Here is a 23,414-nt window from a genome sequence, read left to right on the forward strand (position 1 = left end):
GTATGCCTCGCGCGCCGGGTCGTCACTTCCAGGGGCGGTGTTCCCAGTCGTCGCGGATCATCGCCCAGACCTGGCTGTCGTGGACCTCGCCGCGGTACGGGAAGTCCTGCCGCAGGGTCCCCTCGAGCGTCATCCCGAGCCGCTTGGCGACCGCCGCGCTGCGCTCGTTGGTGGTGAAACACCGCCACTCGATCCGGTTCATCCCGCGGACCTCGATCGCCCAGTCGATCAACTGCTGCACCGCCCGGGTGATCAGCCCTCGTCCCTCCGCCTCCGCGGACAACCAGGCGCCGATCTCACAACAGCCCGTCCGCACCTCGAAGGTCCGGAACAGCAGCCCGCCGACCAGCTTCCCCTCCAGCCAGATCCCGTAGAGCCGCCCGCTGTCCGCGGCCTGCCGCTCCGCATACCGCTGCAGAAACTCCCGCGCCCCCTGCTCATCGACCACCACATCGACGAACGACACGTAAGGCTCGATATTCGCCCGCGCCTCATCGATATGCGCCAGAAACTCCGCCGCCTGCCACGGCTCGAGTCCCCGCAACTCGGCACCCTCAGCAAGCCTCGAACCGAACAACATGCTGCCTCCCCGGCGTACATATCAACTGTTATGTACCTACTATAGGACGATGCCGGCAAAGCTGGATCACGAGGCCCGACGACGAGACGTCTCCGCCGCCGTCTGGCGAGTCCTGGCCACCGAAGGCTTCGGTGGCCTGACTCTCCGGGCCGTCGCCGCGGAGCTGAACGCGACCACAGGCCTGGTCACCCACTACTTCCCCTCCAAGCAGGCCCTGATCGTCCACGCCCTGGAACTGGCCGAAGCCCGCACCCGGGCCCTGGTCCCCCCGACCGAAAACGCTCGCGGCCTGGAAGCCCTCAAACAAGCCTTGGCCGCGGTACTACCCCTGACCCCCGAAGCCACCGAACTCAACCGAGTCTGGGTCAGCTCCTGGGACGCGGCCCTGGCCGACCCCGAACTCCGCATCATGGAAATGTCCCGCTACACCCGCTGGCGAGCCCGCCTCAAACCCCTCGTACTCCAGGCCCAGCAAGACGGCGACCTACCACCAGGCAACCCCAACGATCTGGTGGCAGGCCTGGCCGCCTTCACCCACGGCCTCGTAGTACAAGCCCTCTTCGATCCCAGAGCGTTCCCGCACAAACGGCTACGGCAGTTGCTGGACGCGCATCTCGAGGCGCTTACTCCACGACGAGGTTGAGGCGTTGGATTCCCCAGTTGTCGGCTGATGGGCCTGGGGGGAACCAGACGTCGACTATGTCGTCCTTGATCCAGCTACCGATGTCGGCGGCGTAGCAGTGGCCGTAGCCGGGGACGTAGAGGCGGGTGCCCCAGGGGATGATGCGGGCGTCGACGGCGCAGATGCCGGTGCCGGCGTTGTAGCCGAGGGCTGTCTGGGCGACGTCGTTGTACGCCGAGACGCGGTAGTTGAACGTGGTGCCGACAGGGATCGTGTACGCCGCGAGCCGGTTGGCCGAGTTGAGCCGGAACGATGTGGTGATCTGGCCGATCGACGACGCCGCTGTGTCCTCCTGCGACATCGCGTAGACCTGGTAGTGCGCGCCGTTGCAGGGCGACGAGTCGGTGACCTGCAGCGTCGCCTGACCCCAGTCGCTGATCCACTGGAGCGCCTGACCGTTCTTGAACGCCCGGTACGCCTTGGCGCCCGTCACCCGGTTGAAGGTGAACGTCACCTTGCCGTCCGTGCCGAGTCCGCCGTTGATCCCGGTCGGCGCCGGCAACCGCCCGGCGAGGCTGTACGCCGGTGCCGTGGTCCCGTTGCCATGGCCACCCGACACGGGCCGGTCAGGGATCGTACCGGTGTAGAAGTGCTGACAGGCGGGAAGCGCGGCCGAGGCCGTCGCCGGGGCGGCCAGCAAGGCCGCGACACTGAGGAAGGCGACCGAAATCGCCTTGAATGCATGGGTTTTGGGCATGACGGACAGACCTCCAGTGGGGGCGGAAGCAGAGCTGTCAGCACCCAGTAGGAGGTCTGTCGATCACTTAGTCAAGATCTCGTCATAAAGCAATCAGGTCGTTGGCCGAGCGCAGTACCGGCTTGCCGATCGGCGTCACAGGAGCTGACGCGTTGGTGACGTGGAAGGTGTGCGACTCACCCGCGTTCAGCGTCACCAGGCAACTGTCGACCTTGGCATCCTTCTCCAGCCGGTCCGGGAACAGCGCGAGATCCTTCGCCAGCGCGGTCGCCGTCACGGTCACGTCATACCCGTCAGCAGTCGCCGCCACCTCGGCCGTGTAGGCGTCGCCGACCACCTGCAGCTGCGTGTCCTCCACGAAGTACCAGTACGCCGTACCGCCACCAGCCGCCCGCACCTCCACATACTCGGCGGCCGCATCACCCGCCACCGCAACCGACTCGGGCAGTGAATTCAGCACCCCGTCCCGCGCCCCGACCTCGAGGACGAAGGTCTCGCTGGCGAGCACCTCGCCACCCTTCGCCGTGCTGCGACGCCGGACTGTCACCTCGGTGCTCCACGCAACATCCGTATCGTTGTGCGCGGCAACAACCAACCCGTCTTCCCGCGGCTGCACCGACAGCAGCCGATCGGAGTACACCCGCTTCAACGTGTGCCACAAGGGCTTCCGCACCCCGTGGCCGTCAACGGCGGCCCATGAAACGACCGGCCAGTTGTCGTTGAGCTGCCAGACGATCGCGCCCGTGTTCAGCGGGAACAGACTGCGGAAGTGCTCGACGCCATAGGCGATCGCCCGCGCCTGGTTGAGCTGCGTCGTCCAGTGCCAGTCATCCATCGTCTTCCACATCGGCAGATGATCGCCGAGCCCCTTCTCCAGCTTGAGGTTGCCCTCGAAAGCCTTCTGGTGCACGAGCATCTGCTCGCCGTACGGGTCGAGCGGCTCGTCGTGCACCACACTCGTCAGCGTCGACCAGGCCGGCGGTCCCTGGAACCCGAACTCGGAGACGAAACGCGGCTTGTACTTGCGGTAGTAGGAGTAGTCGACCTGGTTCCACACATCCCAGATGTGCATCGTGCCGTTGCGCTCGTCGTTCGGATGGATGTAGCGGTCGTACGAGAACGGGCTGCCGGCCGAGTACGGCGTCCGCGGGTCGAGTTCGGCGACGATCCGGGGGAGGAGCTCCATGTAGTAGCCCTCGCCCCACGACCGACCGCCGAGCGGCTCGCGCCAGCCCCACTCGACGTACCCCCAGATGTTCTCGTTGTTGCCGTTCCAGAGCGCGAGGCTGGCGTGGCTGCTGAGCCGGGTGACAGCCTCGCGGGCCTCCGCCTCGACCTCGCTCCACAGGGGTTCCTCCTCGGAGTACGCCGCGCAGGCGAAGAGGAAGTCCTGCCAGACGAGCACGCCCAGCTCGTCGCAGAGGTCGTAGAAGTCTTCGCTCTCGTAGAGACCGCCACCCCAGACCCGGAGCAGGTTCATGTTGGCGTCGACGGCGTCCTGGATGCTGCGCGCGTAGGTCTCCCGGGTCTGCCGGGTGAACAGGGCGTCGTCGGGGATCCAGTTGGCGCCGTGGATGTAGATCGGCTTGCCGTTGACCGACAAGACGAACGGGCCGCCGTCCTTGTCCGGGGCGACGTCCATCGTGACGGTCCGGAAGCCGACGCGAGCTCGCCAAGCGTCGGCGTGGTTGCCTGCAGCAACCGAGATCGTCACGTCGTACAAGGGCTGCTGGCCGTGCCCACGGGGCCACCACCGGTCGACCGCGTCGATGGTCGACGTGACGCCGACCTCTTCGGTGCCCGCGGCAACGGTCATCTCGGTGGTGGTGCCACCGACCTCGACGGTGATCGTGGCGTCGCCCTCAGCGCCCGGAGACCAGGCGAGCGAAACCTTGCTGTCCAGGACGCCGCGGTCGCGATCGAGCCCGGCGAGCGGGCGGACCGCGTCGATCCGTACGCCCGTCCAGGACTCGATCCGCAGCGGCCGCCAGATGCCGGCCGTCGCGACGTCGATGCCCCAGTCCCAGCCGAAGTTGCTCGCCATCTTGCGAATCGCGTTGTAGGGATGAAGATTCGTGTGCGGCCACATCCCCGACTCTTCCCGCAGCCGGTTCGCCGTCGCCACCGGCGAGGCGAACTCGACGACCAGCTCGTTGTGCCCGGCAATCAGCAACCCGGTGACATCGAACCGGTACGACCGGTGCTGGTTGCAGGTCGACCCGATCACGGTCCCGTTGAGCACCACCCGCGCCGCCGTGTCCAGCCCTTCGGCAACGATCTCCTGCACCGCGTGCTCGTCCGGCTCCCAGTCGAAGTCCGTCCGATAGCTCCAGCTGGTCTTCCCGATCCAGTGCAGCTTGCCCTCGTTGTCTCCGTCGAACGGATCGGGAATCACCCCGGCCGCCAGCAGATCGCTGTAGACCTCCCCGGGAACGTTCGCCGCGACCGGCGCGGCGAACAACGCGCTGTTCCCATCGGGCACCGGCCCCTCCACTGCCCGCACGGTCCATGCCACCCCGCCCGCGGTGGTCAGCAAAACAGTCCTGAGCGTCGATGTCACAGCCGGTTCTCTCTTTCGGGACATTCGGAACGATTACTTGACGGACTGAAGAAATCCTACGTGCACGGAACGGAGTGACCTACGCCGTACCGCAAAGGCCGAAGGTTCCCTAATCTGGAGGGCTACCGATGGTTGGGAGACCGCCGTGACGACTGTCGTCCTGATGGGCCCGCCGGGAGCCGGCAAGGGAACGCACGCCGGCCACCTCGCCGAGAGGCTCGGTGTGCCCGTGGTCTCCACCGGCGACATCTTCCGCGCCCAGGTCGCCGCCGCGACCGAGCTCGGCCGGACCGCGAAACGCTTCCTCGATGCCGGTGAGTACGTCCCCGACGAGGTGACCAACGCGATGGTTCGCGAGCGGCTGGCTGCCGGCGACGCCCGCGGCGGCTTCCTCCTCGACGGCTACCCGCGGACGCTCGACCAGGCCGCAGTACTGGACGAGATCCTGGCCGCGCAGGGCCGATCGCTCGACGCGGCCGTCATCCTGCAGGTCGACCCCGAGGACCTGCTTCATCGTCTGCTCCGGCGGGCCGAGATCGAGCACCGCTCGGACGACACCGAGGAGGTCATCCGCCGCCGCTTCCAGGTGTACGACGACCAGACTGCTCCGTTGCTCGCCCTGTACGCCGGCCGCGGCATCCGCCACGAGGTCGACGCGTCCGCGGAGATCGACACGGTCCGCGAACGCATCCGCCAGGTCGCCGACCTGCTCCGCCCAGCCGCCTGACCACGCCCAGCCGCCTGCCCCCGGTCGGCCTCGGCGCACTGTCCTGAGGCTTGACGCCGTCCGGGGGCCGGTCCTGCCTGCTGACGGCCGTGGCGGCTAGCGATCCCGGACCGTCCGGTGCCAGAGCTCGGCCAGCAGCGCATGCCCAGCCGCGGTCGGATGCACTCCGTCGTCGGCCAGACTGGTTGCGCCGACGACCGCGGCCTGCCGGTTGAACTCCACGTCCGCGGGGACGAGAAGGGCGTCGTACTCCGTCGCGAGGCGGCGGACGACCTCGATCTTGGGGTCGAGGTCTTCGCGCCAGGCATGCTGTTCTTCCTTCACCGCCAGGAGAAACGGCTCGATCAGGACGAGTTGCGTGCTCCGGAGCGGCTCCAGCAGTGCGCGGTACGAGTGCTCGAACGACTCGGCCGACGTCGGGTCGTCCTCGTCGTACCGGCGCCAGGTGTCGTTGATCCCAACCAGGATCGAGACGACATCCGGCTCGTACGCGAGGACGTCCGTCTGCCAGCGGGCGGCCAGATCGGCCGCCCGGTGACCGGAGATGCCGGCGTTGACGATCCTTGGGCGGTCCTGGCCCAACTCGTCGTACAGGTTCTTCACGTAGCCGTCGCCGAGGCCGGCCGGGTCGTCCCGGCGGCCGCAGTCGGTGACGGAGTCCCCGGCGAACACGATGGTCCGCCGGGGATCCAGGAGTGCTGTCATCAGATGGTCGAGGCCTGTACGTCCCAGTCGTCCGGCAGGACGGGCGGGACCTCGACGGTGCTGGTGACGTCGACGAAGGAGCCGGTGTCGATCGACTGCGTGATGGACGACATCACGTCGACGACGTGGAACGCGAGCGCTCCGGTGGCCCGGTGCGGGCGGTCCTCGCGGATCGCGCGCGCCATCTCCAGTACGCCGGTGCCGCGCTCGGCCGTCGCCTTGGTGGTCTCGAGGACCTCCCAGTCCTCGGCGCCCCGGCGACGGATCTTGATCTCACCGTCGAACTGGTTCGGATCCGGCAGCGCCAGCGTCGCGTCGGCGCCGGTGATCTCCACGAACCCGCCCCGCGGCAGCGGCGAGTCGAAGCTGAAGATGCTCTGCGACGACTGTCCCGACTCGAACCGCGCGATCGCGCTGACGTGGGTCGGCACGGTCACGTCGAACTGCTGACCCTCCAGCGGCCCGGACCCGATCGTGCGCTTGTCCCGCGACTTCGACCCGATCCCGGCGACCGCCGCGACCGGCCCGAAGAGCTGCACGAGCGTCGTGAGGTAGTACGGACCGATGTCCCACAGCGGCCCCGCGCCTTCCTGGAAAAGGAAAGCCGGGTTCGGGTGCCAGGACTCCGGACCGGGGGACTGCATCAGGGTCAGCGCGGTGAGCGGCTGGCCGATGTCGCCGCGCTCGATGATCCGGCGCGACTGCTGCAGCCCCGGCCCGAGGATCGTGTCGGGCGCACAGCCCAGCCGAAGGCCCGCGTCGGACGCGGTCGCGAGCAGCTTGAGGCCGCTCTCCTGGTCGAGCGAGAACGGCTTCTCACTCCACACGTGCTTGCCTGCGGCAATGGCTGCCAGGGCGACCTCGACGTGCGCGATCGGGATGGTCAGGTTGACCACGATCTCCACGTCCGGGTGGCCGAGCACGGCCTCGGGGCCGCCGTGCGCCTCGATCCCGTACTCCGCTGCCTTCGCCGCCGCGGCCTCCGGGCGCAGGTCGCCGATCGCGACCACCTTGAGGTCGGGGAAGCTCTGCATGCTCTTGATGTAGGCGTCGGAGATCACTCCGGCGCCGATCACGCCTACGCCGACAGCGCTCATTCGACGTCCTCTCCGGTGAGGTAGGCGAAGCTGCCCTCGACCGCGTCGAAGATGTCGCCCTCGAAGTCGTCGAGCTCGACGACGCGCAGCGTGCCCGGCGACGCCTTCAGGATGTCGTTGACCGCGATGGAGCCGGCGCCGACCGCGACCTGCGCCTTGTTGTTCAGGGTGCCGTCGCCGTCCTTGATGTGCAGTGCCTTCACCCGGTCGCCGAGCCGGCCGAGCAGCGCCGGTACGTCGGCGCCGCCGACCGCGGCCCAGTAGGTGTCGAGCTCGAGGACGACGTCGTCGGACAGGTTGTCGGCCAGGATCTCCAGGCCGTGCACCCCGTCGATCACCGACTCCAGCTCGAAGTGGTGGTTGTGGTACCCGACCGTGATGCCGTGGTCGGCCGCGACCTTGGCGGCCTCGTTCAGCGCCGCGGCCGTCGCCAGGATGTCGTCCGCGGACTGCCACCGGGCGGGATCGACGTACGGGTCGATGACGGTGCCGATGCCGAGCTTCTTGGCCACCTCGAAGATCGGGCCGCTCTCGTCGCGGAGCAGGCCGGCGTGCGTGGTGGGGGCCGACAGACCGTACTTGGGCAGCGCCTCGGCCAGCTGGTCGGCCAGGCCGACGACACCGAAGGGCTCGACCTTGCGATACCCGATCTCAGCGATCCGGGCGAGCGTGGCGTCGAAGTCCTCCTCCAGCTTGAATCGGACCGTGTAGAGCTGTAGGGACAGATTGTCCACTGCGACCATGTTTTTCTCTCCTCGTCTTCGGGGTCTCCCGCTGCCCATGAGAGCTCCCGGACTGGACTAGCCGAACCGGTTAAGTAACTCGCCGCAGCCTATCCCAGCCAGCCACCCCCGGACCACCCCATAACCACCAGTCGAGCCGCCTTCACCCGCTGAAGGCAAGCGTTTGCCGAATGGCGTCGCCGAGCGGATCCACAGGCCCGGTAGCCGGTTGACTACGTTTCGTGTCCAGACCGCGGATGTTTGATCAAATGATTGCGGAGGGTGGTGGAGAGCGTTTACCTGGAGACAGGGAGTACACGGTGGTCGCAGAATGGGGGCTTACCGGACCGCCCGTCACGGTTCGGACCGCCCGTTCGAAGGAGGCCATCGTGCCCCGAATCACGATCAAGGAGATTGCCCGACGGGCCGGCGTCTCCAAAGGCGCGGTGTCGTACGCGCTGAACAACCAGCCGGGGGTCAGTGAGGCCACCCGGGCTCGTGTGCTCAAGGTCGCCGAGGAACTGGAGTGGGTGCCCAACCGGGCGGCGCGGCAGTTGTCGGCCGCGCGCAGTGAGACGTTCGGACTGGTGCTGGCCCGCACCGCCAAGACCCTGAGTGAGGAGCCGTTCTACATGGGCTTCGTCGGTGGCGTGGAGTCCGTGCTGAGCGACCGGTCGTACGCGCTCGCTCTCCAGGTCGTACCGGACCTGGCTGACGAGATGGCGACCTACCGCAAGTGGGCCGCCGAGCGCCGGGTCGACGGAGTGCTCGTCGTCGATCTGCGGGTCGACGATCCGCGGATTCCGTTGCTGCGCAAGCTCGAACTGCCCGCGGTGCTGGTCGGGGACCCAGCACTCGCGGACGGGTTGGCGTGCGTGTGGACCGACGGTACGACGGCGATGTACGCCGCCGTCGAACACGTCGCATCGCTCGGCCACCGGTCGATCGCCCGGGTGGCCGGGCCGCCCGAACACGGTCACGTCTGGATCCGCGACCAGGCGTTCGCCGCGGTGAGCCGGCGACTCGGGCTGGAGGAGCACGTCGTACACACCGACTTCTCCGGTGAGGGAGGCGCTGCCGCGACGCGGGAGCTGGTGGCCGGCAAGGACCGTCCGACGGCGATCATCTACGACAACGACCTGATGGCCGTGGCCGGTCTGTCGGTGGTGAACGAGCTCGGGCTGCGTTCGCCGGCCGATGTCACGCTGGTCGCCTGGGACGACTCGACCCTGTGCCGGCTGACCCATCCGACGCTGACCGCGATGAGCCACAACATCGTTGCCTACGGTGCCGAGGTCGCCCATCGCCTGTTCGACCTGCTGGACGGCGCGATGCCGCAGTCGCACCTCTACTCCACCCCCGCGCTGGTCGTGCGCGGCAGCTCGGGGCCGCCACCCGCCTGAAGTTCCGGTACGGAAGTGGTGACCTTGAACACGAAGTGGTGACCGCGGACATCGCATTTCATGTCCGAGGTCACCGGATGGTGTTCAAGGTCGCCGGAGTGGGTCAGTTGGGTGGGGCGGCCGTCACCTTGACCGGTACGCCGTTCAGGGCAGCGGTTCCCGCAACGGGGTCAGTGAGCGCGCTGTCCGTGATGTCGTTGACGCTCGCGCCGGCGACCTGGTTGGCGACGGACAGCTGCGCGCCCTTCCGGCCATGCCCGAAGCCGTGCGGAAGGCTGACCACGCCCGGCATCATGTCGTTGCTAGAGGCAACTTCGACCGAGATGGTGCCGGCGGCCGAGGTGATGTCCACCAGCTGCCCGTCCGACAGTTGGCGGGCCTTCAGATCCGACGGGTTCATCAGCAGTTGGTGGCGCGGCTTGCCCTTCACCAGGCGGGCCGAGTTGTGCATCCAGGAGTTGTTGCTGCGCAGGTGCCGCCGCCCGATCAGCAGCAGCCCGTCGTCCAGGGCATCCGAGAACAGCGCGGTGAAAGCGCGTGGCAGATCATCGAGGATCATCGCCGGGGCCAGGTCGATGCGTTTGGTCTTCGTATAGAGCCGACCAGGCAGCGCCGGTTGCAGCGGCCCGAGATCCACCCCGCCGACGGACTTTCGCAGCTTGCGTACGGACAACCGGTAAGGCCCGATCCGCAATCCAAGATCGACGATGCGCCGCGGCGACAGGCGCAGTCGCGCGGCCGCGAGCAGCTTCTGCCGGTTGAGCCCGGGGGGACCCAGCAACGCAAGCCCCAGCCCCCGGAAGATCTCCCAGTCGTGCCGGGACTCCGACGGCCGCGGCAGCACGGCGTCGTTCCACCGCGCAGTGTTCCGTACTGCGAGTTGGTGGAACGCCAAGTCGTATTGCTCCCGCTCGAGTGGCGGCGTCGGCGGCAGGATCACGTCGGCGTGCCGTGTCGTCTCGTTGATGTACGGATCGATCGACACCATGAAGTCCAGCGTCGGCAACGCCTCGTCCAGCCGCCGTCCGTTGGGAGTCGACAGCACCGGGTTGCCGGCGATCGTCACCATCGCGCGGATCTGCCCGTCGCCCGGCGTCAGGATCTCCTCGGCCATCGCCGACGCCGGCAGCTCGCCACCGAACTCCGGCAGCGACCGCACCCGGCTCCTCCAGACACCAATGTGCCCGCGCCCGATCCCACGCAACGTATCGACCGCCGGCCGCGGGAACATCGACCCACCCGGCCGATCGAGGTTGCCGGTGATGATGTTGAGCACCTGCACGGCCCACTGACAGATCGCCCCGAACTGCTGCGTCGACACCCCGAGGCGCCCGTAACAAGCAGCCTTGTCAGCGGCCGCGAACTCCCGTGCCAGCCGCCGGATATCCTCCGCCGCAATCCCCGTCACCCCAGCTGCCCGCTCCGGCGTCCACTCCCGCGTCACCTCTTCGACGGTCTCGAGACCATCGACGTACGGAGCCACCTCAGTAACCCCGTCGGCCAGGATGACGTGAATCAACGCCAGCAGAAAAGCAGCATCCGTACCCGGCCGGACGAACTGATGTTCATCGGCCACCGCCGCCGTCTCGGTCCGTCGTGGATCGATCACCACGACCCGCCCGCCCCGCTTCTGTACCTCCTTGAGCCGCCGCCCGAAGCCGGGCGCCGTCATCATGCTGCCGTTGGACGCGAGCGGATTCGCGCCGAGCATCAGCAGGTACGACGTCCGGTCGATGTCGGCGACCGGGACCATCAGTTGATGCCCGTAGAGCAGATGGACCGCGAGCATGTGCGGCAGTTGGTCGACCGACGTCGCGCTGAACCGGTTGCGCGTCTTCAGCAGCCGGACCACGGTCGGCATGTGGGTCATCGCGCCGACGCTGTGCACGTTCGGGTTGCCGAGATAGACGCCGATCGAGTTCCGGCCGGATTCCTGCTGGACCTCTCGCAGCCGGGTCGCGACGAGCGTGTACGCCTCGTCCCAGCTGAGCTCTTGCCAGCCGGTGGCGGTCCGGCGTACCGGCTGGGTGAGGCGGTCGGGGTCGTCCTGGAGGTCGCGCAGCGCGACGGCCTTCGGGCAGATGTGTCCGCGGGACAGCGGATCCGCCTCGTCGCCGCGGATGTCGGTGACACGGCCGCTCTCGACGGTCACGAGCACACCGCAGATGGCCTCACACAGGTTGCACGAAGTACGCCGGACGGTCGCCATCCAGCCAAACTACCCCCGGGTAGCGTCGCCGACTACTCGAACTTGGCCTCGTCGAGCCGTCCAAGGATGGCATCGACGGTCTCGTGCGGAGAGAGGTCGGAGTTGTCCAGCCAGAGGCCGCGGCGCGGGCTGAAGGCGTGCAGTTCGTAGTCGAGCTCGTCGACCGAATGCTCGTGCCCGTAGCCGAGCCGGTCGTGGATCACGTCGGGGCGCGGAGTGAGGACGACCAGATAGCGCGGCCGGGTCTCGATACCGTCGAGGAACTCGCGCAGCAGCTCGCCGATCACGACATCCTCGAGTACCACCGTGAAGCCGCCCTGCGCATAGCTGTCGGCGACTTGGCAGGCGATCCGGTAGCGCAGCTTGAGTTGCTTCTGCGCTTCCTCGCCGTTGTCGGTCGCGGCCGAGGCCCGGCCGCTGACGATCATCCGGCGGAAGACATCACCGTGCAGATGGACGCCGTACTGGAATCGTTCGGCGAGCAGTTGGGAGACAGTGGATTTCCCTGCCGCCATGATCCCGCTGACGACGATCACCCCCTCGGTCTCCATGTAGGGGATCGTGCCACGCAGGACAACCTTTTAGTCAGGGTTCAGCGAATCTTCTCGGCACCCGGCCGATCACCGAACGAGACACTCCGGCAGGTACTCCGACCTGACGGCGAAGGCGATCCCACGTTGCCGCGCGATGGCCGCCAGGCAGACCGGCCCGAACGCGACGAACCCGAGCGGGTCCCGCGCGTTGGATTCACCCGGGTTGGCCTCGCAGTTCTCGTACCAATGCCGGTGCGACCCAAGTGTCGCGACGAGCTGCTCCTCGAACCCTCCGTCGAGCACTGCCTGGGCGAGTTTCAGCAGCGGCAACTCGATGTGCTCGTTCCACGGACCGAGCAGACAGTGGCTGAGGTCGAGCTCCTCGATCGCCGACCGCAGCAGCTCACCCGCATGCGGGTCGCCGGTGACCAGCGCATGAAAGGCGTGCAGCGCCGTCGAGTGGCCGAGGCCGGCGGCGGTCAGCTCCAGCGACTGCTGATCGTCGAATGCTGCTGCTCCCAGCGCCGCGAGCTTCTCCAGGAAGCCGGGATCGCGTCGTTCGGTTGCGCGGCCGAGCTCCATCTCCTGGCCGGCGAGAGTGACCGTGAAGGTGCCGGGTCCGGCCGCTTGTCTGGCCAGGGTGGCGGCACCGCTACGGACGTACAGCTCGAAGAGATCAGTCAGCCGCTCGTCGTTCGGGGTGAGCAGCTGGCGCAAGCCCAGCTCCTTGGCGGCGTCGGTCATGACGAGCTTCACGTGCTGGGGCCGGGTGCCCAATGCTTCGATCTGCCACTCGAGTGGGTCCAGGTCGTCCAGGTACTCCTGGAACCAGGTTAGGTCGTCGCGTGGGCCGTGGCGGTCGATGGTGGCGGTCACGGCTGGAGTTCTATCAGGTGTCTGCGGAGGATCTCCCGGATGCGGTCGGGGGTGCTGGCGGTGGGGTCGACCGCTGCGTGCAGGGAGAGGCCGTCGATCAGGGCGTGGAGGCGGTCGGTCTCCAGGTCGACGTGGAGGTCGGGGCGCAGGACGCCGGCCTGGGACAGGGAAGTCAGTAGAGAGGCGCAGAGGTCGCGGAGGCCTTGGTGGACCGGGGCCAGTACTTCGCGCAGGCCGCCGGCGCCGGACTCGGCTTGGGCCTGGGCGATGAAGGAGAGCCAGATGTCGAACTCGGCCTGCCGTTCGGGGTCGAGCGGGATCACCTCCTCCAGGAAGCGCAGTACGACGTCGGTCAGCGGGCCGGTCGTGTCGAGCGCCCTGATCCGGTCGCCGACCCGGCGGGAGACCAGGTCCATCGCGAACGCGATCAGGCCGGCCTGGTCGGGGAAGTAGTAGCGGACCGCGCCGGCGGACCAGCCGGCCTCGGCGGCGACGGAGCGCACCGACGCCGCGCGGATCCCGTCGCGGCGGACCACCCGCCAGAGCGCCTGGGCGATCTCCTCGCGGCGGGTGTCGTGGTCGACGATCTTCGGCATCTGCCCTTTTTAGCACAGCCGTGTTAGAGTCGATCATATAAACACAAGCGTACGAAATAAACGGAGGGGTGAATCCTTGTGCTGCTCGCTGTGATCGCCGGCTGTGAGATCGGCTTCTGGGTCCTGCTCGCCGCCGGGATGACGTCGCGCTATCTGCTGCGCCTGCCGCGGCTGGGCATGGTGCTGCTCGCGATGGTCCCGCTGGTGGACGTGGTGATGCTGGTCGCGAGCGTGATCGACATCCGGTCCGGTGGGGAGCCGGCGTTCAAGCACTCGCTGGCCGCGATCTTCATCGGGGTCAGCGTCGGCTTCGGTCATCGGAGCCTGAAGTGGGCGGACGGCTGGGCGGCGTACAAGTTCGCCGGCGGGCCGCGGCCGCTCAAGCCGAAGAAGGGGACCCGCGAGAAGGCGCGACACGAGCGTTCCGGCTGGTACCACCACCTGCTCGCGTACGTTGTCGGAGTCGGCGTGATGATCGCGCTCGGCCTGCTGTCCGGCAAGGGGTTCGACGCGCTGCTCGGCCCGGCCTGGACCTGGACGATCGTGCTGGTGATCGACGGCTTCGTCTCGTTCAGCTACAGCGGTGCGACCTCCCCGTCTGACCCACCTGCAAGCCGTACATTGCCACCATGCGAAAGCAAGGACGGATCTGGTCCGGAGTCACGGCACTCATCGTCTTCCTCGGTGTCCTGATCCAGTTGCTGGTCACCGCGACTTCGAGCGGGGACGGCTTCTACAAAGAGAATCCCGAGCGGGTTCTGAATGTCTTCGCCTACTTCACGATCCAGTCCAACCTGTTGCTCGGCGGGACGTGCCTGCTGCTCGCGCTCGGCCGCGGCGGCGACGGCACGCTGTTCAAGACGCTGCGGCTCAACGGCGTGCTCTGCATCGCGGTGACCGGGATCGTGTACCACCTGGTGCTCGCCGGCAGCGACAGCTTGTCCGGCTGGGCGTGGGTCGCGAACCTGCTGGTCCATACGGCCACTCCGCTGCTCGGCGTACTGGGGTGGTTGCTGACCGGCCCGCGCGGGCAGACCGACGGCCGGATCGTGGCGTGGTCGATCGTCTATCCGCTGCTCTGGGTGGCGTTCACGCTGATCCGCGGCGAGGGGACGGGCTTCTATCCGTACCCGTTCATCGACGTCGGCCTGCACGGCTACGGCAGGGTCCTGCTGAACTGTCTGTTCGTCGCGCTACTGTTCCTCGCTCTGGCAGCCGGGGCCACCCTTCTCGACCGCCGGCTCAGCAGGCAATCCGTCGAGAGGTAGTGCCCACGTGTTGGTGACATCTCGCTCGTACGCCGAGTACGAGGCGATGTTCGATTTGACCGAGTTACCCGATTCGATCCTGGACTGTTGCGCGGGCGGTTCGAGTTTCACCGCCGAGGCGGCCGCCCGGGGCGTCGACGCCGTCGCGGTCGATCAGGCCTACGAGCTGCCGACGCCGGAGCTCGTCGACACGGTACGCCGCAGCCTGCCGCAGGGCGCGCAGATCGTCGACCAGCACGCGGCCAGCTTCGTCTGGCATTGGTACGGCGATCCGGGCCGCAAGGACGATCTGCGGATCGAGGCCGCGGACCGGTTCCTGCAGGACGTGACCACGGCGCCCGAGCGGTACGTCGCGGGCAGCTTGCCGGAGTTGCCGTTCGAGGACGGGCGGTTCGATCTGGTGCTGTGCTCGCACCTGCTCTTCACCTGGGCCGACAAGTACGACCGCGACTGGCATCTCGCCGCGTTGAAGGAACTCGTCCGGGTCAGCCGTTCCGAAGTACGGATCTTCCCGCTCGTCCAGCAGGGTGCCGGCGATGCGGTCCCGTACTTGCCCGACCTGCTGGACGACTTGCGGCCGGTGCGATCGGAGATCCGCAAGGTGCCGTACGAGTTCCAGGTCGGCGCGGACCAGATGCTGGTCCTGAACCGCTGATTCCGAACCGCTGGTTCCGAACCGCTGAGAGGACTGCGGCCGCGGGCGAGGGTTGGGGTCTGCCCGCGGGCCGCAGTAGCTCAGAGGGTCAGCGCAGGTACTTCCCGCAGACCGGCCACGGGGAGGCGCCACGCTGGGCGTAGAGCTTCTTGGCACGCATCAGCTGCTCGGCCGCCGACGCCTTGGTCGGGTTGCCGGTGCCGCCGACGCTGCGCCAGGTCTGCAGGTCGAACTGGAACAGGCCGTAGTAGCCCGCCGGGTTCACGGCCTTGGGGTTGCCGCTGGACTCGCAGTTGGCCACCTTGGCCCAGGCGCCACTGAGGTTCGCATTGCCGCTGCCGGTCGAGGGGCGATCGTTCGAGCGGGTCGGGCGAGCCTTGTACTTCTTCTTGTGGATCGTGGACTTCTTGACCGTCCGGGTCTTGTGCACGACCCGCTTCTTCTCGGTCTGCCGGACGGCGGTCGCGGTCACGCCGTCGAGCTTGAGGGTCTGACCGATCAGGATCAGGTCCGGGTTCTTCAGATTGTTGAGCTTGGCGAGCTGGTGCCAGTCGGCGCCGTTGGCCTGGGCGATCTCCGACAGCGTGTCACCGGCCTTCACCTTGTAGTCGGCGGCGAACGCGCCACCCGCTCCTGCGGCGGTGATCCCGGCGCCGAGGCCGGCGATCGAGAGGGTCCGGACTACCCGGCGGGTACTTCGCCGGGGGCGGGCATGTCGTGCTTTGGACATCAGGGTTCTGCTCCTCATGAGCTGGGCATGGTGGATTTCTCAGCCCGGATGATTCAGCCGCGTTGCGCACTTGCCCCGAGAACCAGCGCTCCGGGCAAGTGCGGCCGGAGTGAGGTGAAGGTGGACGTCACCTGGGTGCGTGAGGCTCGGATCGCCGGCCGCTCGAACAGCTACGGCCGTACCGGGCTCCGCAGTCTGGTGAGGTACCACTCCCTTCGGGGGTGCAGGGGACGGGCATCCGGGCAGATCACGAGACAGCGTCCGAATGATCACGCATCGGTAACGGTGATCGGCCCATCGTGCTCGAAGCAGCGCCGGAGCGCAAGAGGGATCAGCATTTCCGCAGAAGATTTCGCAGACTTCGAAGATCCCGAAAACCCAACAACAGAACGGTTTCCCGCCGGAGAACGACCTGTTTCAGCAACCTGCCCGCCCCCGAGCGGCGACCTTGAACACCATCCGGTGACCTTGAACACGCTATTTCTTGTCCAAGCCCACCGCCAGCTGTCCAAGCCCACCGCCGGCTGTCCAAGCCCACCGCCGGCTGTTCAAGCCCACCGCCGGCTGTTCAAGCCCACCGCCGGCTGTTCAAGCCCACCGCCGGGTGTTCGAGCCCACCAGTGGTGGGCTTGCTCGGCATCCGGCGACTGTGAACAGGAGTTGGTGGGCTTGAACACGCTATTTCTTGTTCAAGGTCGCCGCTTGGTGTTCAAGGTCGCCGCTTGGGGGGCGAGGCTGCCGCTTGGTGTTCAAGGTCGCCGGTTGGGGTTCAAAGTCGCCGGTTGGGGGGGGCGAGGTTGCCGGTTGGGGTGAGGGTGCCGGTGGTGGGGGTGGGCGGGTTGTGAGGGGCGTTCTCGGTGGGTGGACAAGCGCTTGCTTTGGGGGTGGGGGCGGATTTGTGCGTGCCCTCTGCCGTGTTCGCTCGTTGACCCAGGGACGGGACCGGGCCGACGCCTGGGCGGTGCCGTGCTGAGGCAATCGACGTGATGGGGGCGTGCGGTGATCCGAGTAGTCCTCGGCCACCGCGGCACGATGGTGCGAGGTGCACTGGCCGCGGTGTTGGCCCGAGAGAACGACCTGGACGTGGTGGCCGAGGTGGAGTCCTCGGACGAGGTGATGGTCGCGATCGGACGGCGACCGCATGTGGTGCTGCTCGATCCGCAACTGCCCGGCAAGCTCGGGATCGAGGACTTGTGCCGCAAGCTGACCGGGCCCGGCGTGCTGGTGCTGATCGACCACGAGGCGATCGCCGCGACCAGCCTCGCGCTGGTCAAGCAGGCGCCGCGGATCGGGCTGATCGCGACGGACTCGTCGACCGACCAGCTGGCCGAGGCGGTTCGCGATGTGGCCAAGGGGTTGCCGGTGGTCGATGTCCGGCTGGCGGTCGCCGCGCTGAAGGCGGGTGACAATCCGCTCACCGACCGCGAGTGCGAAGTGCTCCGGCAGGTGACGACCGGCGCGACCGCGCAGGAGATCGCGCGGACGCTCAGCCTGAGCGCCGGCACCGTGCGGAACTACTTGTCCCGCATCCTCGCCAAGACGGGCGCGCGCAGCCGGATCGAGGCGATCCGCAAGGCCCAGGACGCCGGCTGGATCTGACACCCAAGACGCAGGCTGGATCTGGCGGCTCGACGCCGGCTGGATTTGACGGCTCAGGACGCAGGCTGGATCTGGCGGCTCGAGACGTCGGCTGGATTTGGCGGCTCAGGATGCCGGCTGGATCTGGTCGGAAGCGGGCTGCCAGTGGCCGAGGAGTTCGCGGTAGAGCGGTGAGGTCCGCAGCAGCGTCTGGTGGGTGCCGATCGCGGCCTTGTTACCGTCCAGGACGAGGATGCGGCGAGCGCGCAACGCGGAACTGATCCGGTGCGCGATCACGATCAACGTGCCACCCCGCTTGGCGAAAGCCTCTTCCGCACGCCGCTCGGCCTCCGGATCGAGGAAACACGTCGCCTCGTCGAGGACGACCAACGGCGCGGGCGAGAGGTAGGCGCGAGCGAGCGCGATCAACTGCCGTTCGCCCGGCGACAGTTCGCCCGGTCGTACCCGGGCGCCGAAGCCGCCGAGCCGATCGACCAGCCGCCCGGCGCCGACGGCCTCGACGGCCTGCATGACCTCGGAGATCGTCGCGTCGGGCAGCAGGTAGGTGAGGTTCTCCATCAACGGTCCGCTGAAGACGTACGCCTCTTGCGGAATCAGTACCCGCGTCGCCGCCAGCCGCCCCACCGGTACTTCGCTGGGCGGTACGTCGCCGAGCGACACCCGGCCACTCGTCGGCGCGAGCATCCCGCAGACGAGTCCGGCCAGAGTCGACTTGCCGATGCCGCTCGGCCCCACCACGGCCAGATGCTCTCCCTCGGCCACGGTCAGGTCGAGCTCTTCGAGCACGGGATCCGCCGACGGTCCGTACGCGAAGGTCAAACCACGCAGGCGAAGCTGGTACCCGTTCACCTCATCGACTGGCCGCGGCTCGGGCGTCGGCGCCGCCGAATCGAGGATGCGGCCGAGCGTGATGACATACCGCAGCCCGCTCTCGCCAAGCGCACCCATCACGGTGCTCAACGCGGGTTGCAGGCCGACGAGCACGTAGGTGAGCCCACCGAGCAGCGTGCCGGTACTGATCCCGCGGCCGACCAGCCAAGGACCTGCGGCCATCAGGATCAGCAGCGGTGCCCAACCGCCGACCGCGAAGCACAAGGTCCGCAGCGCGGCCACCTTCGCAAGGGACCGCTCGGCAGCCGCCTGTGCCTCGATCGGCTTCCCTACAAGGGCTTCGGCGAACTCTTCAGCCCCCGTGGCAGTGATGTCCCGTACGCCGCTGAACGCCATCCCCGCCGCCGTCGCCAACTCCTCATCGGCCTGCAACGACGCCCGCACCCGATCGGCCGCCATCCCGAGCACCGCCAGCGACAACGCAAAACCGATCAGGAACGGCGGTACGACGAACGCCGCGACCAATGGCGCCAAAGACAGCAGCCCGACCAGTACTCCGAGCAGCGTGACGGCGAAGTTGCGGATCACCAGCACCAGGCCGGCGAAGGTGTCGCGGACGATCTCGACCTGGCGGTTGAGCCGGGCCACCGCTGCCTCGTCACCGGTTCGCAGGGCGCCGCCGACGACGCGGCATACGAGGTCGTCTCGGAGCGGCTCGACGAGGTGGCCGAGGCGGCCGTAGACCTGGTGGGAGCCGGCGGCGCCGAAGCAGGCCGCTGCGATCAGGCCGCCGAGCCAGGCGATCCCTTGCCAGGCACGGCCGTCGAGGAAGTTGTCGGTGGCGTGGGCGACCGCGACACCGTAGACGGCCGTCGGGAGGATGTCGGGGATCGACCAGAGTGCGAGCTTGATCGTGGACCGCTTGCGGAGGGCCGCGGCGCCGTAGCGGAGCTCTCGGTTCATCCGAAGACCTCGCGATAGTCGGCGTGCTGCCACAGCTCCTGGTGGGTGTCGACCGCGCGGACTCGACCGTTCTCGAGCCAGACGACGAGGTCGGCACGGGCGGCGGTCGCTGTGCGGTGGGTGACGATCAGGCGGGTTCGGCGGTGGCGGTCCTCGGTGAGGGTCTTGCTGATCTGCATCTCGGTCGCGGTGTCGAGGCTCGAGGTCGCGTCGTCGAGCACCAGTAGGCGGCTTGCGGGCCAGGCCCGGGCAAGGCCGAGGCGTTGGCGTTCACCGCCGGACATAGGGGCCTTGGGCAACGGAGTGAAGTAGCCCTCGGGGAGGCGGCTGACGAAGTCGTGCGCATGGGTGGCGCGGGCCGCGGCCAAGGTCCGGACCGGGCCGACGGCGTCGTGCGAGATGGCATCCCCGACGGTCGTGCCGACCAGGGTCGGCCGCTCGAAGGCGCAGCCGACGGCAGTACGGAGGGCTTGCCGGTTGAGGGCCTGGATCGGTACGCCGTCCAGCAGGACCTGACCGAAATGGGGGTCGCGCAGGCGGGCGGCCAGCCCGGCCAGGATGGACTTGCCTGCGCCGCTGGGGCCGACCACTGCGACGGTCGCGCCGCCGGGGAGGTCGAGGTGGACATCCTGCAAGAGGGCTGACTCTTCGCCGAAGACGGTGACGCCGTCGAAGGTCAGGCGGCCGGGGCCGGGCGGTAGTTGGAGTAGCCCGTGGGTGACGGGGGTGATGGCGAAGACCTCGGCTGCGCGCTGGATGCCCGCGCGGGCTCGGGCGATCTCGCCGATCACGCCGGTGAGGCTGCCGAGTCCGGCGCCGAGTACGGCGTACTGGCTGGCGGCGAAGAGTTCGCCTGCGGTGATGTGGCCGTCGACGAGTTGGAGGCCACCGACGGCTAGGACGGCGACCAGGACGAGCGGGCCGACGATGGCGGCTTGGGCGCCGGAGCGGGCGAGGACCTTCCAGGTCTCGAGGCCGTGCTTGTGGAGATCAGGGAGGAAACCGAGGATGCGGCGTTCTTCGCGGGCTGTGGTGCCGGCGGAGCTGATGGTGCGAAGGCCGGCTACTGCTTCGGTGAGGAGTGCGGAGATGCGGCCCTGGGTTTCCTGGTAGGCGAGGCTGAGCTCGGCGGTACGGCGGGCGAAGACGAAGAGGACGCCGATGACGAGGATGACGCCACCGAAGAAGGCCACGGCCAGCCAGGGGTCGATGAGGGCGAGGAGGACGAGGCTGCCGATCGGGGGTGCCATTGCGGCGACCGTGGTGACGGCGGCCGGGCCTGCTTGGGCGGCGTCGGAGGCATTGCCGGAGACGCGGCTGACGAGGTCGCCGGGGTCGAATTCGCGGGTGCCTTCGGGGCCGCCGTTGACGACCTGGCTGACGAGTCTGTGCCGGAGCCAGGCGGTGGTACCGGCGACGCAGGCGGTACCGGCGAAGGCGTCGATCAAGCTGCAGAAGATGCCGGTGGTGATGAGCGCGGCGGCGATAGTGAACCACTTGCCGTAGTTGTCGCCAGCAACGATCGCGTCCACCGAATGCCCAAGCACAGAAGGCAAAGCAAGCGCCACGCCGCTACCAGCGAGAGCCGTCAGGCCGATCAGCGGCAACCACCCCCGCGCGTGCCGGGCGACAGCACCAAAGCTGGCGGGGCCGTTCCCATATGCCACGGGGCCACTGCGGAGTGACGTGGTCATCGGAGCAGTCCGCTGGGGTGGGTGGCGATCATCGGGTCAGCCCGGTGTGGTGGCCTAGGAAAGCGAGCATGTCTGCGGCTAGGCCTATGCCCTTGGAGGCGGAGCCCCCGGCGTGGCCGGTGTCCTGTTCGAAGCGGAGGAGGACGGGGTGGGTGCCTTCGGTGGCGTGTTGGAGGGCGGCGCACATCTTCCTTGCATGCAAGGGATCTACGCGGGTGTCGCCGCCGAAGACGGTGAAGAGGACGGCGGGGTACTTCACGCCGGGCCGCACTCGGTGGTACGGCGAGTAGGACAGCAGGTTCGCCAGCGCCGCGGGATCGGCGGCTGAGCCGAACTCCGGCACCCAACTTGCGCCGAGGCCGGAGTGTTCGTAGCGGACCATGTCGAGCAAGGGGGCAGAGAGGACCGCGGCGGCGAAGAGTTCTGGGCGCTGGGTGATGGCGGCGCCGACCAGGAGACCGCCGTTGGACTCGCCGCAGAGGGCCAGTTGATCGGGAGTGGTCCAGCCTTCGGCAATCAGCGTCTCGGCAGCGGCGAGGTAGTCGTCGAAGACGTTCTGCTTCTGGTCGAGCATGCCGGCCTTGTGCCAGTCATCGCCGCGTTCGCCGCCCCCGCGCAGCGTCGCCGTGACGAAGATGCCACCGGCCGCCACCCAGGCGAGCGCGAAGGCCGAGTACGTCGGGGTCAACGACTGCCCGAAACCGCCATATCCGTAGAGGATTGCGGGCCGTGGGCCGTGCTCGCCAGGCTTGCCGACGATGAGCATCTGCAGCTCGGTACCGTCCGGTGAAGTGAAGTCGACCTGCCGCGAGTCCGCGTCGGCGACACCGATCGCACCGGGCGGTGGCGACCAGAGAGTCGTCTGGTGCGAGGTCGCGTCGTACTGGTAGACGGCTGACGGCGTGACGCTGTCGGTGTAGGAGAACCAGACCTGGTTGTCGCCCTCCGGACGGCTGGCCAGCGAGCCGACCGAGCCGACGCCGGGCAACGGGACATCATCCAGGTACCGCCCGGTGACCAGGTCGTGGATCGCGATCTCACCAATGGCGTTCCGGGTCCGCCCGACCAGCACCACCTTGTCGAGGATGGCCAGACTGCTCAACGGCGCGTCCGGATCGGCGGGGACGAAGTCGTGCCAGACGGCCGGATCCTCGGGATCGCCGACGCAGATCTTCCCGGTCGGCGCATCGCGGGTCGTCACGACGTACAAGCGCCCCTCGCGGCCCACCGACATCACGGTGATCGCGTCGACGCCCTGCTGGACGACCGCCGGAGGACGGTCCGTGGTGAGGTCGGCGAGCCAGAGATCGTTCGCGGTCCCACGCGCGGCCGAGATCGTCAGCCATCGCCCATCGGCACTCAGATCCAGCCCGTACGCCGCTTCGCCGGGAAGTACCCGCTCGTCGTCGGACCGGCCGACCTCACGCCGTAGTACCTGCCGGAATCGTACGTAGTAGAAGGACTTCCCATCCGGCAGCCAAGCGACAGGGGAGTAGCGGCAGCCATCGATCGGACCGTCGACGACCATGCCGGTGGCGACGTCGAGGACGTGCAGAATCGACTGTTCGTCGCCACCTTGGGAGATCTGGAAAGCGAGGAGGGATCCGTCAGGAGACGGCTGCCAGCTGTCCAGCGTGGTGCGGCCGGTCGGGTCGAGCTGCTGCGGGTCGAGCAGGACCGCGTCATCGACGTACAGGACCGGATGTTCCTGCGCGGCGGAGCGGCGAACGACGAAGCAGTGGTCGCCTCGCCAGACAGGAGTGGAGACGGAACCGACGCTGGACAGGGCTCGGACCCGGTTGCGGAGCTTGTACCGCCCGGGGAGCGTGGTCGCGTGGTTCAGCCAGAGCTGGTCCTGGATCGCCTGCCAGGCCTTGGTTTGCGGCGTAGCGGCGTCCTCCAGCCAGCGATACGGATCAGGGATCGCGTGGCCGTGCAGGTGATCGACGAGCGGCAGCCGCTCGGCATCGGGGTAGCTGAGGTCGAGGTCGTGCACGGTGCCTCCTCCCGTCGCGGGCAGACCTGGGGGTAACGCAGGTTCGGCCCTGGGTGGGAATGCTGCCCACCCAGGGCCCCCGGAACCTGAGGTTCACGCCGCCTTGGTCATCACTCACCGACGTCCGGCGGCGCTGCCTCGTTGCCCGAATCAGTGGCAGAGCAGAAGGCTCAGGTTGCTCGGACGCTGGGAACCGCAGCCGAGAACGGTCAGCGTGGAACCACCGTGGTGGTGGCCGCCGTGGCCGTAGCCGGGGGTCTCCAGACCCTGAAGGTCGAGAAGTGCCATTTG

22 protein-coding genes are annotated in these 23,414 nt (G+C 68.1%); 7 read left to right on the forward strand and 15 right to left on the reverse strand.

Going from position 1 to position 23,414, the window contains the following annotated elements; genetic code table 11:
- Positions 1-22: 22 nt before the first annotated feature.
- Positions 23-580 carry a GNAT family N-acetyltransferase gene (locus ABD116_RS25545; RefSeq protein ID WP_343975216.1) on the reverse strand — a complete coding sequence of 186 codons (558 nt, stop codon included), beginning with the start codon at positions 578-580 and terminating at the stop codon, positions 23-25.
- A gap of 49 nt (positions 581-629) precedes the next feature.
- Between ABD116_RS25545 and ABD116_RS25550 the strand changes: the two genes are divergently transcribed.
- A complete protein-coding gene (locus ABD116_RS25550) occupies positions 630-1,223 on the forward strand; it encodes a TetR/AcrR family transcriptional regulator (protein WP_343975219.1) in 594 nt (197 codons plus the stop codon).
- Here the strand turns inward: ABD116_RS25550 and ABD116_RS25555 are convergent.
- Positions 1,204-1,959, reverse strand: a complete 756-nt coding sequence (locus ABD116_RS25555) for a 3D domain-containing protein (RefSeq protein WP_343975222.1) — start codon at positions 1,957-1,959, stop codon at positions 1,204-1,206. The genes ABD116_RS25550 and ABD116_RS25555 overlap by 20 nt on opposite strands.
- An 82-nt stretch (positions 1,960-2,041) precedes the next feature.
- The gene (locus tag ABD116_RS25560; protein ID WP_486336013.1) at positions 2,042-4,543 is read right to left on the reverse strand and encodes a glycoside hydrolase family 2 protein; all 2,502 of its coding nucleotides are present in this window, start codon (positions 4,541-4,543) and stop codon (positions 2,042-2,044) included.
- A 121-nt stretch (positions 4,544-4,664) separates the two neighbouring features.
- On the opposite strand from ABD116_RS25560, the gene ABD116_RS25565 reads away from it, so the two are divergent.
- On the forward strand, positions 4,665-5,246 hold the full coding sequence (locus tag ABD116_RS25565; protein WP_343975227.1) for an adenylate kinase: 582 nt from the start codon (positions 4,665-4,667) through the stop codon (positions 5,244-5,246).
- Positions 5,247-5,342: 96 nt separating this feature from the next.
- Here ABD116_RS25565 and ABD116_RS25570 read toward each other — a convergent pair whose 3' ends face one another.
- The 3 genes from ABD116_RS25570 to ABD116_RS25580 are packed head-to-tail and all read right to left on the reverse strand — an operon-like array spanning position 5,343 to position 7,791.
- Positions 5,343-5,951, reverse strand: coding sequence for an SGNH/GDSL hydrolase family protein (locus ABD116_RS25570; protein WP_343975230.1), 609 nt, complete (start codon positions 5,949-5,951; stop codon positions 5,343-5,345).
- Positions 5,951-7,048 (reverse strand): Gfo/Idh/MocA family protein, encoded by a 1,098-nt coding sequence (locus tag ABD116_RS25575; protein WP_343975233.1) that lies wholly within the window; start codon positions 7,046-7,048, stop codon positions 5,951-5,953. The genes ABD116_RS25570 and ABD116_RS25575 overlap by 1 nt, the downstream gene beginning before the upstream one ends.
- Entirely contained in the window at positions 7,045-7,791 is a 747-nt protein-coding gene (locus ABD116_RS25580) for a sugar phosphate isomerase/epimerase family protein (protein WP_343975236.1), read from the reverse strand. The genes ABD116_RS25575 and ABD116_RS25580 overlap by 4 nt, the downstream gene beginning before the upstream one ends.
- Before the next feature lie 368 nt (positions 7,792-8,159).
- Here ABD116_RS25580 and ABD116_RS25585 point away from each other — a divergent pair, with 368 nt between their 5' ends.
- The gene (locus tag ABD116_RS25585) at positions 8,160-9,173 is read left to right on the forward strand and encodes a LacI family DNA-binding transcriptional regulator (protein WP_343975239.1); all 1,014 of its coding nucleotides are present in this window, start codon (positions 8,160-8,162) and stop codon (positions 9,171-9,173) included.
- Between the two features lie 103 nt (positions 9,174-9,276).
- On the opposite strand, the gene ABD116_RS25590 is transcribed toward ABD116_RS25585, so the two are convergent.
- From ABD116_RS25590 to ABD116_RS25605, 4 genes are all read right to left on the reverse strand, one after another.
- Positions 9,277-11,382 carry a molybdopterin-dependent oxidoreductase gene (locus tag ABD116_RS25590; protein WP_343975241.1) on the reverse strand — a complete coding sequence of 702 codons (2,106 nt, stop codon included), beginning with the start codon at positions 11,380-11,382 and terminating at the stop codon, positions 9,277-9,279.
- A 32-nt stretch (positions 11,383-11,414) separates the two neighbouring features.
- A complete protein-coding gene (locus ABD116_RS25595) occupies positions 11,415-11,933 on the reverse strand; it encodes a P-loop nucleotide/nucleoside kinase family protein (protein WP_343975244.1) in 519 nt (172 codons plus the stop codon).
- Between the two features lie 69 nt (positions 11,934-12,002).
- Positions 12,003-12,791: an Imm49 family immunity protein gene (locus ABD116_RS25600; protein ID WP_343975247.1), complete on the reverse strand. Its 789-nt coding sequence runs from the start codon at positions 12,789-12,791 to the stop codon at positions 12,003-12,005.
- Positions 12,788-13,387 carry a TetR/AcrR family transcriptional regulator gene (locus ABD116_RS25605; RefSeq protein WP_343975250.1) on the reverse strand — a complete coding sequence of 200 codons (600 nt, stop codon included), beginning with the start codon at positions 13,385-13,387 and terminating at the stop codon, positions 12,788-12,790. The genes ABD116_RS25600 and ABD116_RS25605 overlap by 4 nt, the downstream gene beginning before the upstream one ends.
- Positions 13,388-13,465: 78 nt before the next feature.
- Here ABD116_RS25605 and ABD116_RS25610 point away from each other — a divergent pair, with 78 nt between their 5' ends.
- From ABD116_RS25610 to ABD116_RS25620, 3 genes are read left to right on the forward strand one after another with little or no spacing between them, the layout of a single operon-like run.
- A complete protein-coding gene (locus ABD116_RS25610; RefSeq protein ID WP_343975253.1) occupies positions 13,466-14,080 on the forward strand; it encodes a 2TM domain-containing protein in 615 nt (204 codons plus the stop codon).
- Positions 14,017-14,655, forward strand: a complete 639-nt coding sequence (locus tag ABD116_RS25615; protein ID WP_343975260.1) for a Pr6Pr family membrane protein — start codon at positions 14,017-14,019, stop codon at positions 14,653-14,655. Before ABD116_RS25610 ends, ABD116_RS25615 begins: the two co-directional genes overlap by 64 nt.
- Positions 14,656-14,662: 7 nt before the next feature.
- Positions 14,663-15,310, forward strand: a complete 648-nt coding sequence (locus ABD116_RS25620; RefSeq protein ID WP_343975263.1) for a class I SAM-dependent methyltransferase — start codon at positions 14,663-14,665, stop codon at positions 15,308-15,310.
- Between the two features lie 88 nt (positions 15,311-15,398).
- Here the strand turns inward: ABD116_RS25620 and ABD116_RS25625 are convergent, their stop codons facing one another.
- Complete coding sequence (locus ABD116_RS25625) at positions 15,399-16,040, reverse strand: transglycosylase family protein (protein ID WP_343975266.1); 642 nt, start codon at positions 16,038-16,040, stop codon at positions 15,399-15,401.
- Positions 16,041-17,039: 999 nt separating this feature from the next.
- On the opposite strand from ABD116_RS25625, the gene ABD116_RS25630 reads away from it, so the two are divergent.
- Positions 17,040-17,639 carry a response regulator transcription factor gene (locus tag ABD116_RS25630; protein WP_343975269.1) on the forward strand — a complete coding sequence of 200 codons (600 nt, stop codon included), beginning with the start codon at positions 17,040-17,042 and terminating at the stop codon, positions 17,637-17,639.
- A gap of 105 nt (positions 17,640-17,744) precedes the next feature.
- Here ABD116_RS25630 and ABD116_RS25635 read toward each other — a convergent pair whose 3' ends face one another.
- The 4 genes from ABD116_RS25635 to ABD116_RS25650 all read right to left on the reverse strand — a co-directional run bounded on the left by ABD116_RS25635 (position 17,745) and on the right by ABD116_RS25650 (position 23,411).
- Complete coding sequence (locus ABD116_RS25635) at positions 17,745-19,433, reverse strand: ABC transporter ATP-binding protein (protein WP_343975272.1); 1,689 nt, start codon at positions 19,431-19,433, stop codon at positions 17,745-17,747.
- Positions 19,430-21,127, reverse strand: coding sequence for an ABC transporter ATP-binding protein (locus ABD116_RS25640; protein WP_343975275.1), 1,698 nt, complete (start codon positions 21,125-21,127; stop codon positions 19,430-19,432). The genes ABD116_RS25635 and ABD116_RS25640 overlap by 4 nt, the downstream gene beginning before the upstream one ends.
- A 28-nt stretch (positions 21,128-21,155) precedes the next feature.
- The gene (locus ABD116_RS25645; protein ID WP_343975278.1) at positions 21,156-23,123 is read right to left on the reverse strand and encodes a prolyl oligopeptidase family serine peptidase; all 1,968 of its coding nucleotides are present in this window, start codon (positions 23,121-23,123) and stop codon (positions 21,156-21,158) included.
- A 150-nt stretch (positions 23,124-23,273) separates the two neighbouring features.
- Complete coding sequence (locus ABD116_RS25650; protein WP_012924049.1) at positions 23,274-23,411, reverse strand: SapB/AmfS family lanthipeptide; 138 nt, start codon at positions 23,409-23,411, stop codon at positions 23,274-23,276.
- Positions 23,412-23,414: the final 3 nt, after the last annotated feature.

This window comes from Kribbella koreensis (assembly GCF_039525325.1).
Lineage (GTDB): Bacteria > Actinomycetota > Actinomycetes > Propionibacteriales > Kribbellaceae > Kribbella > Kribbella koreensis.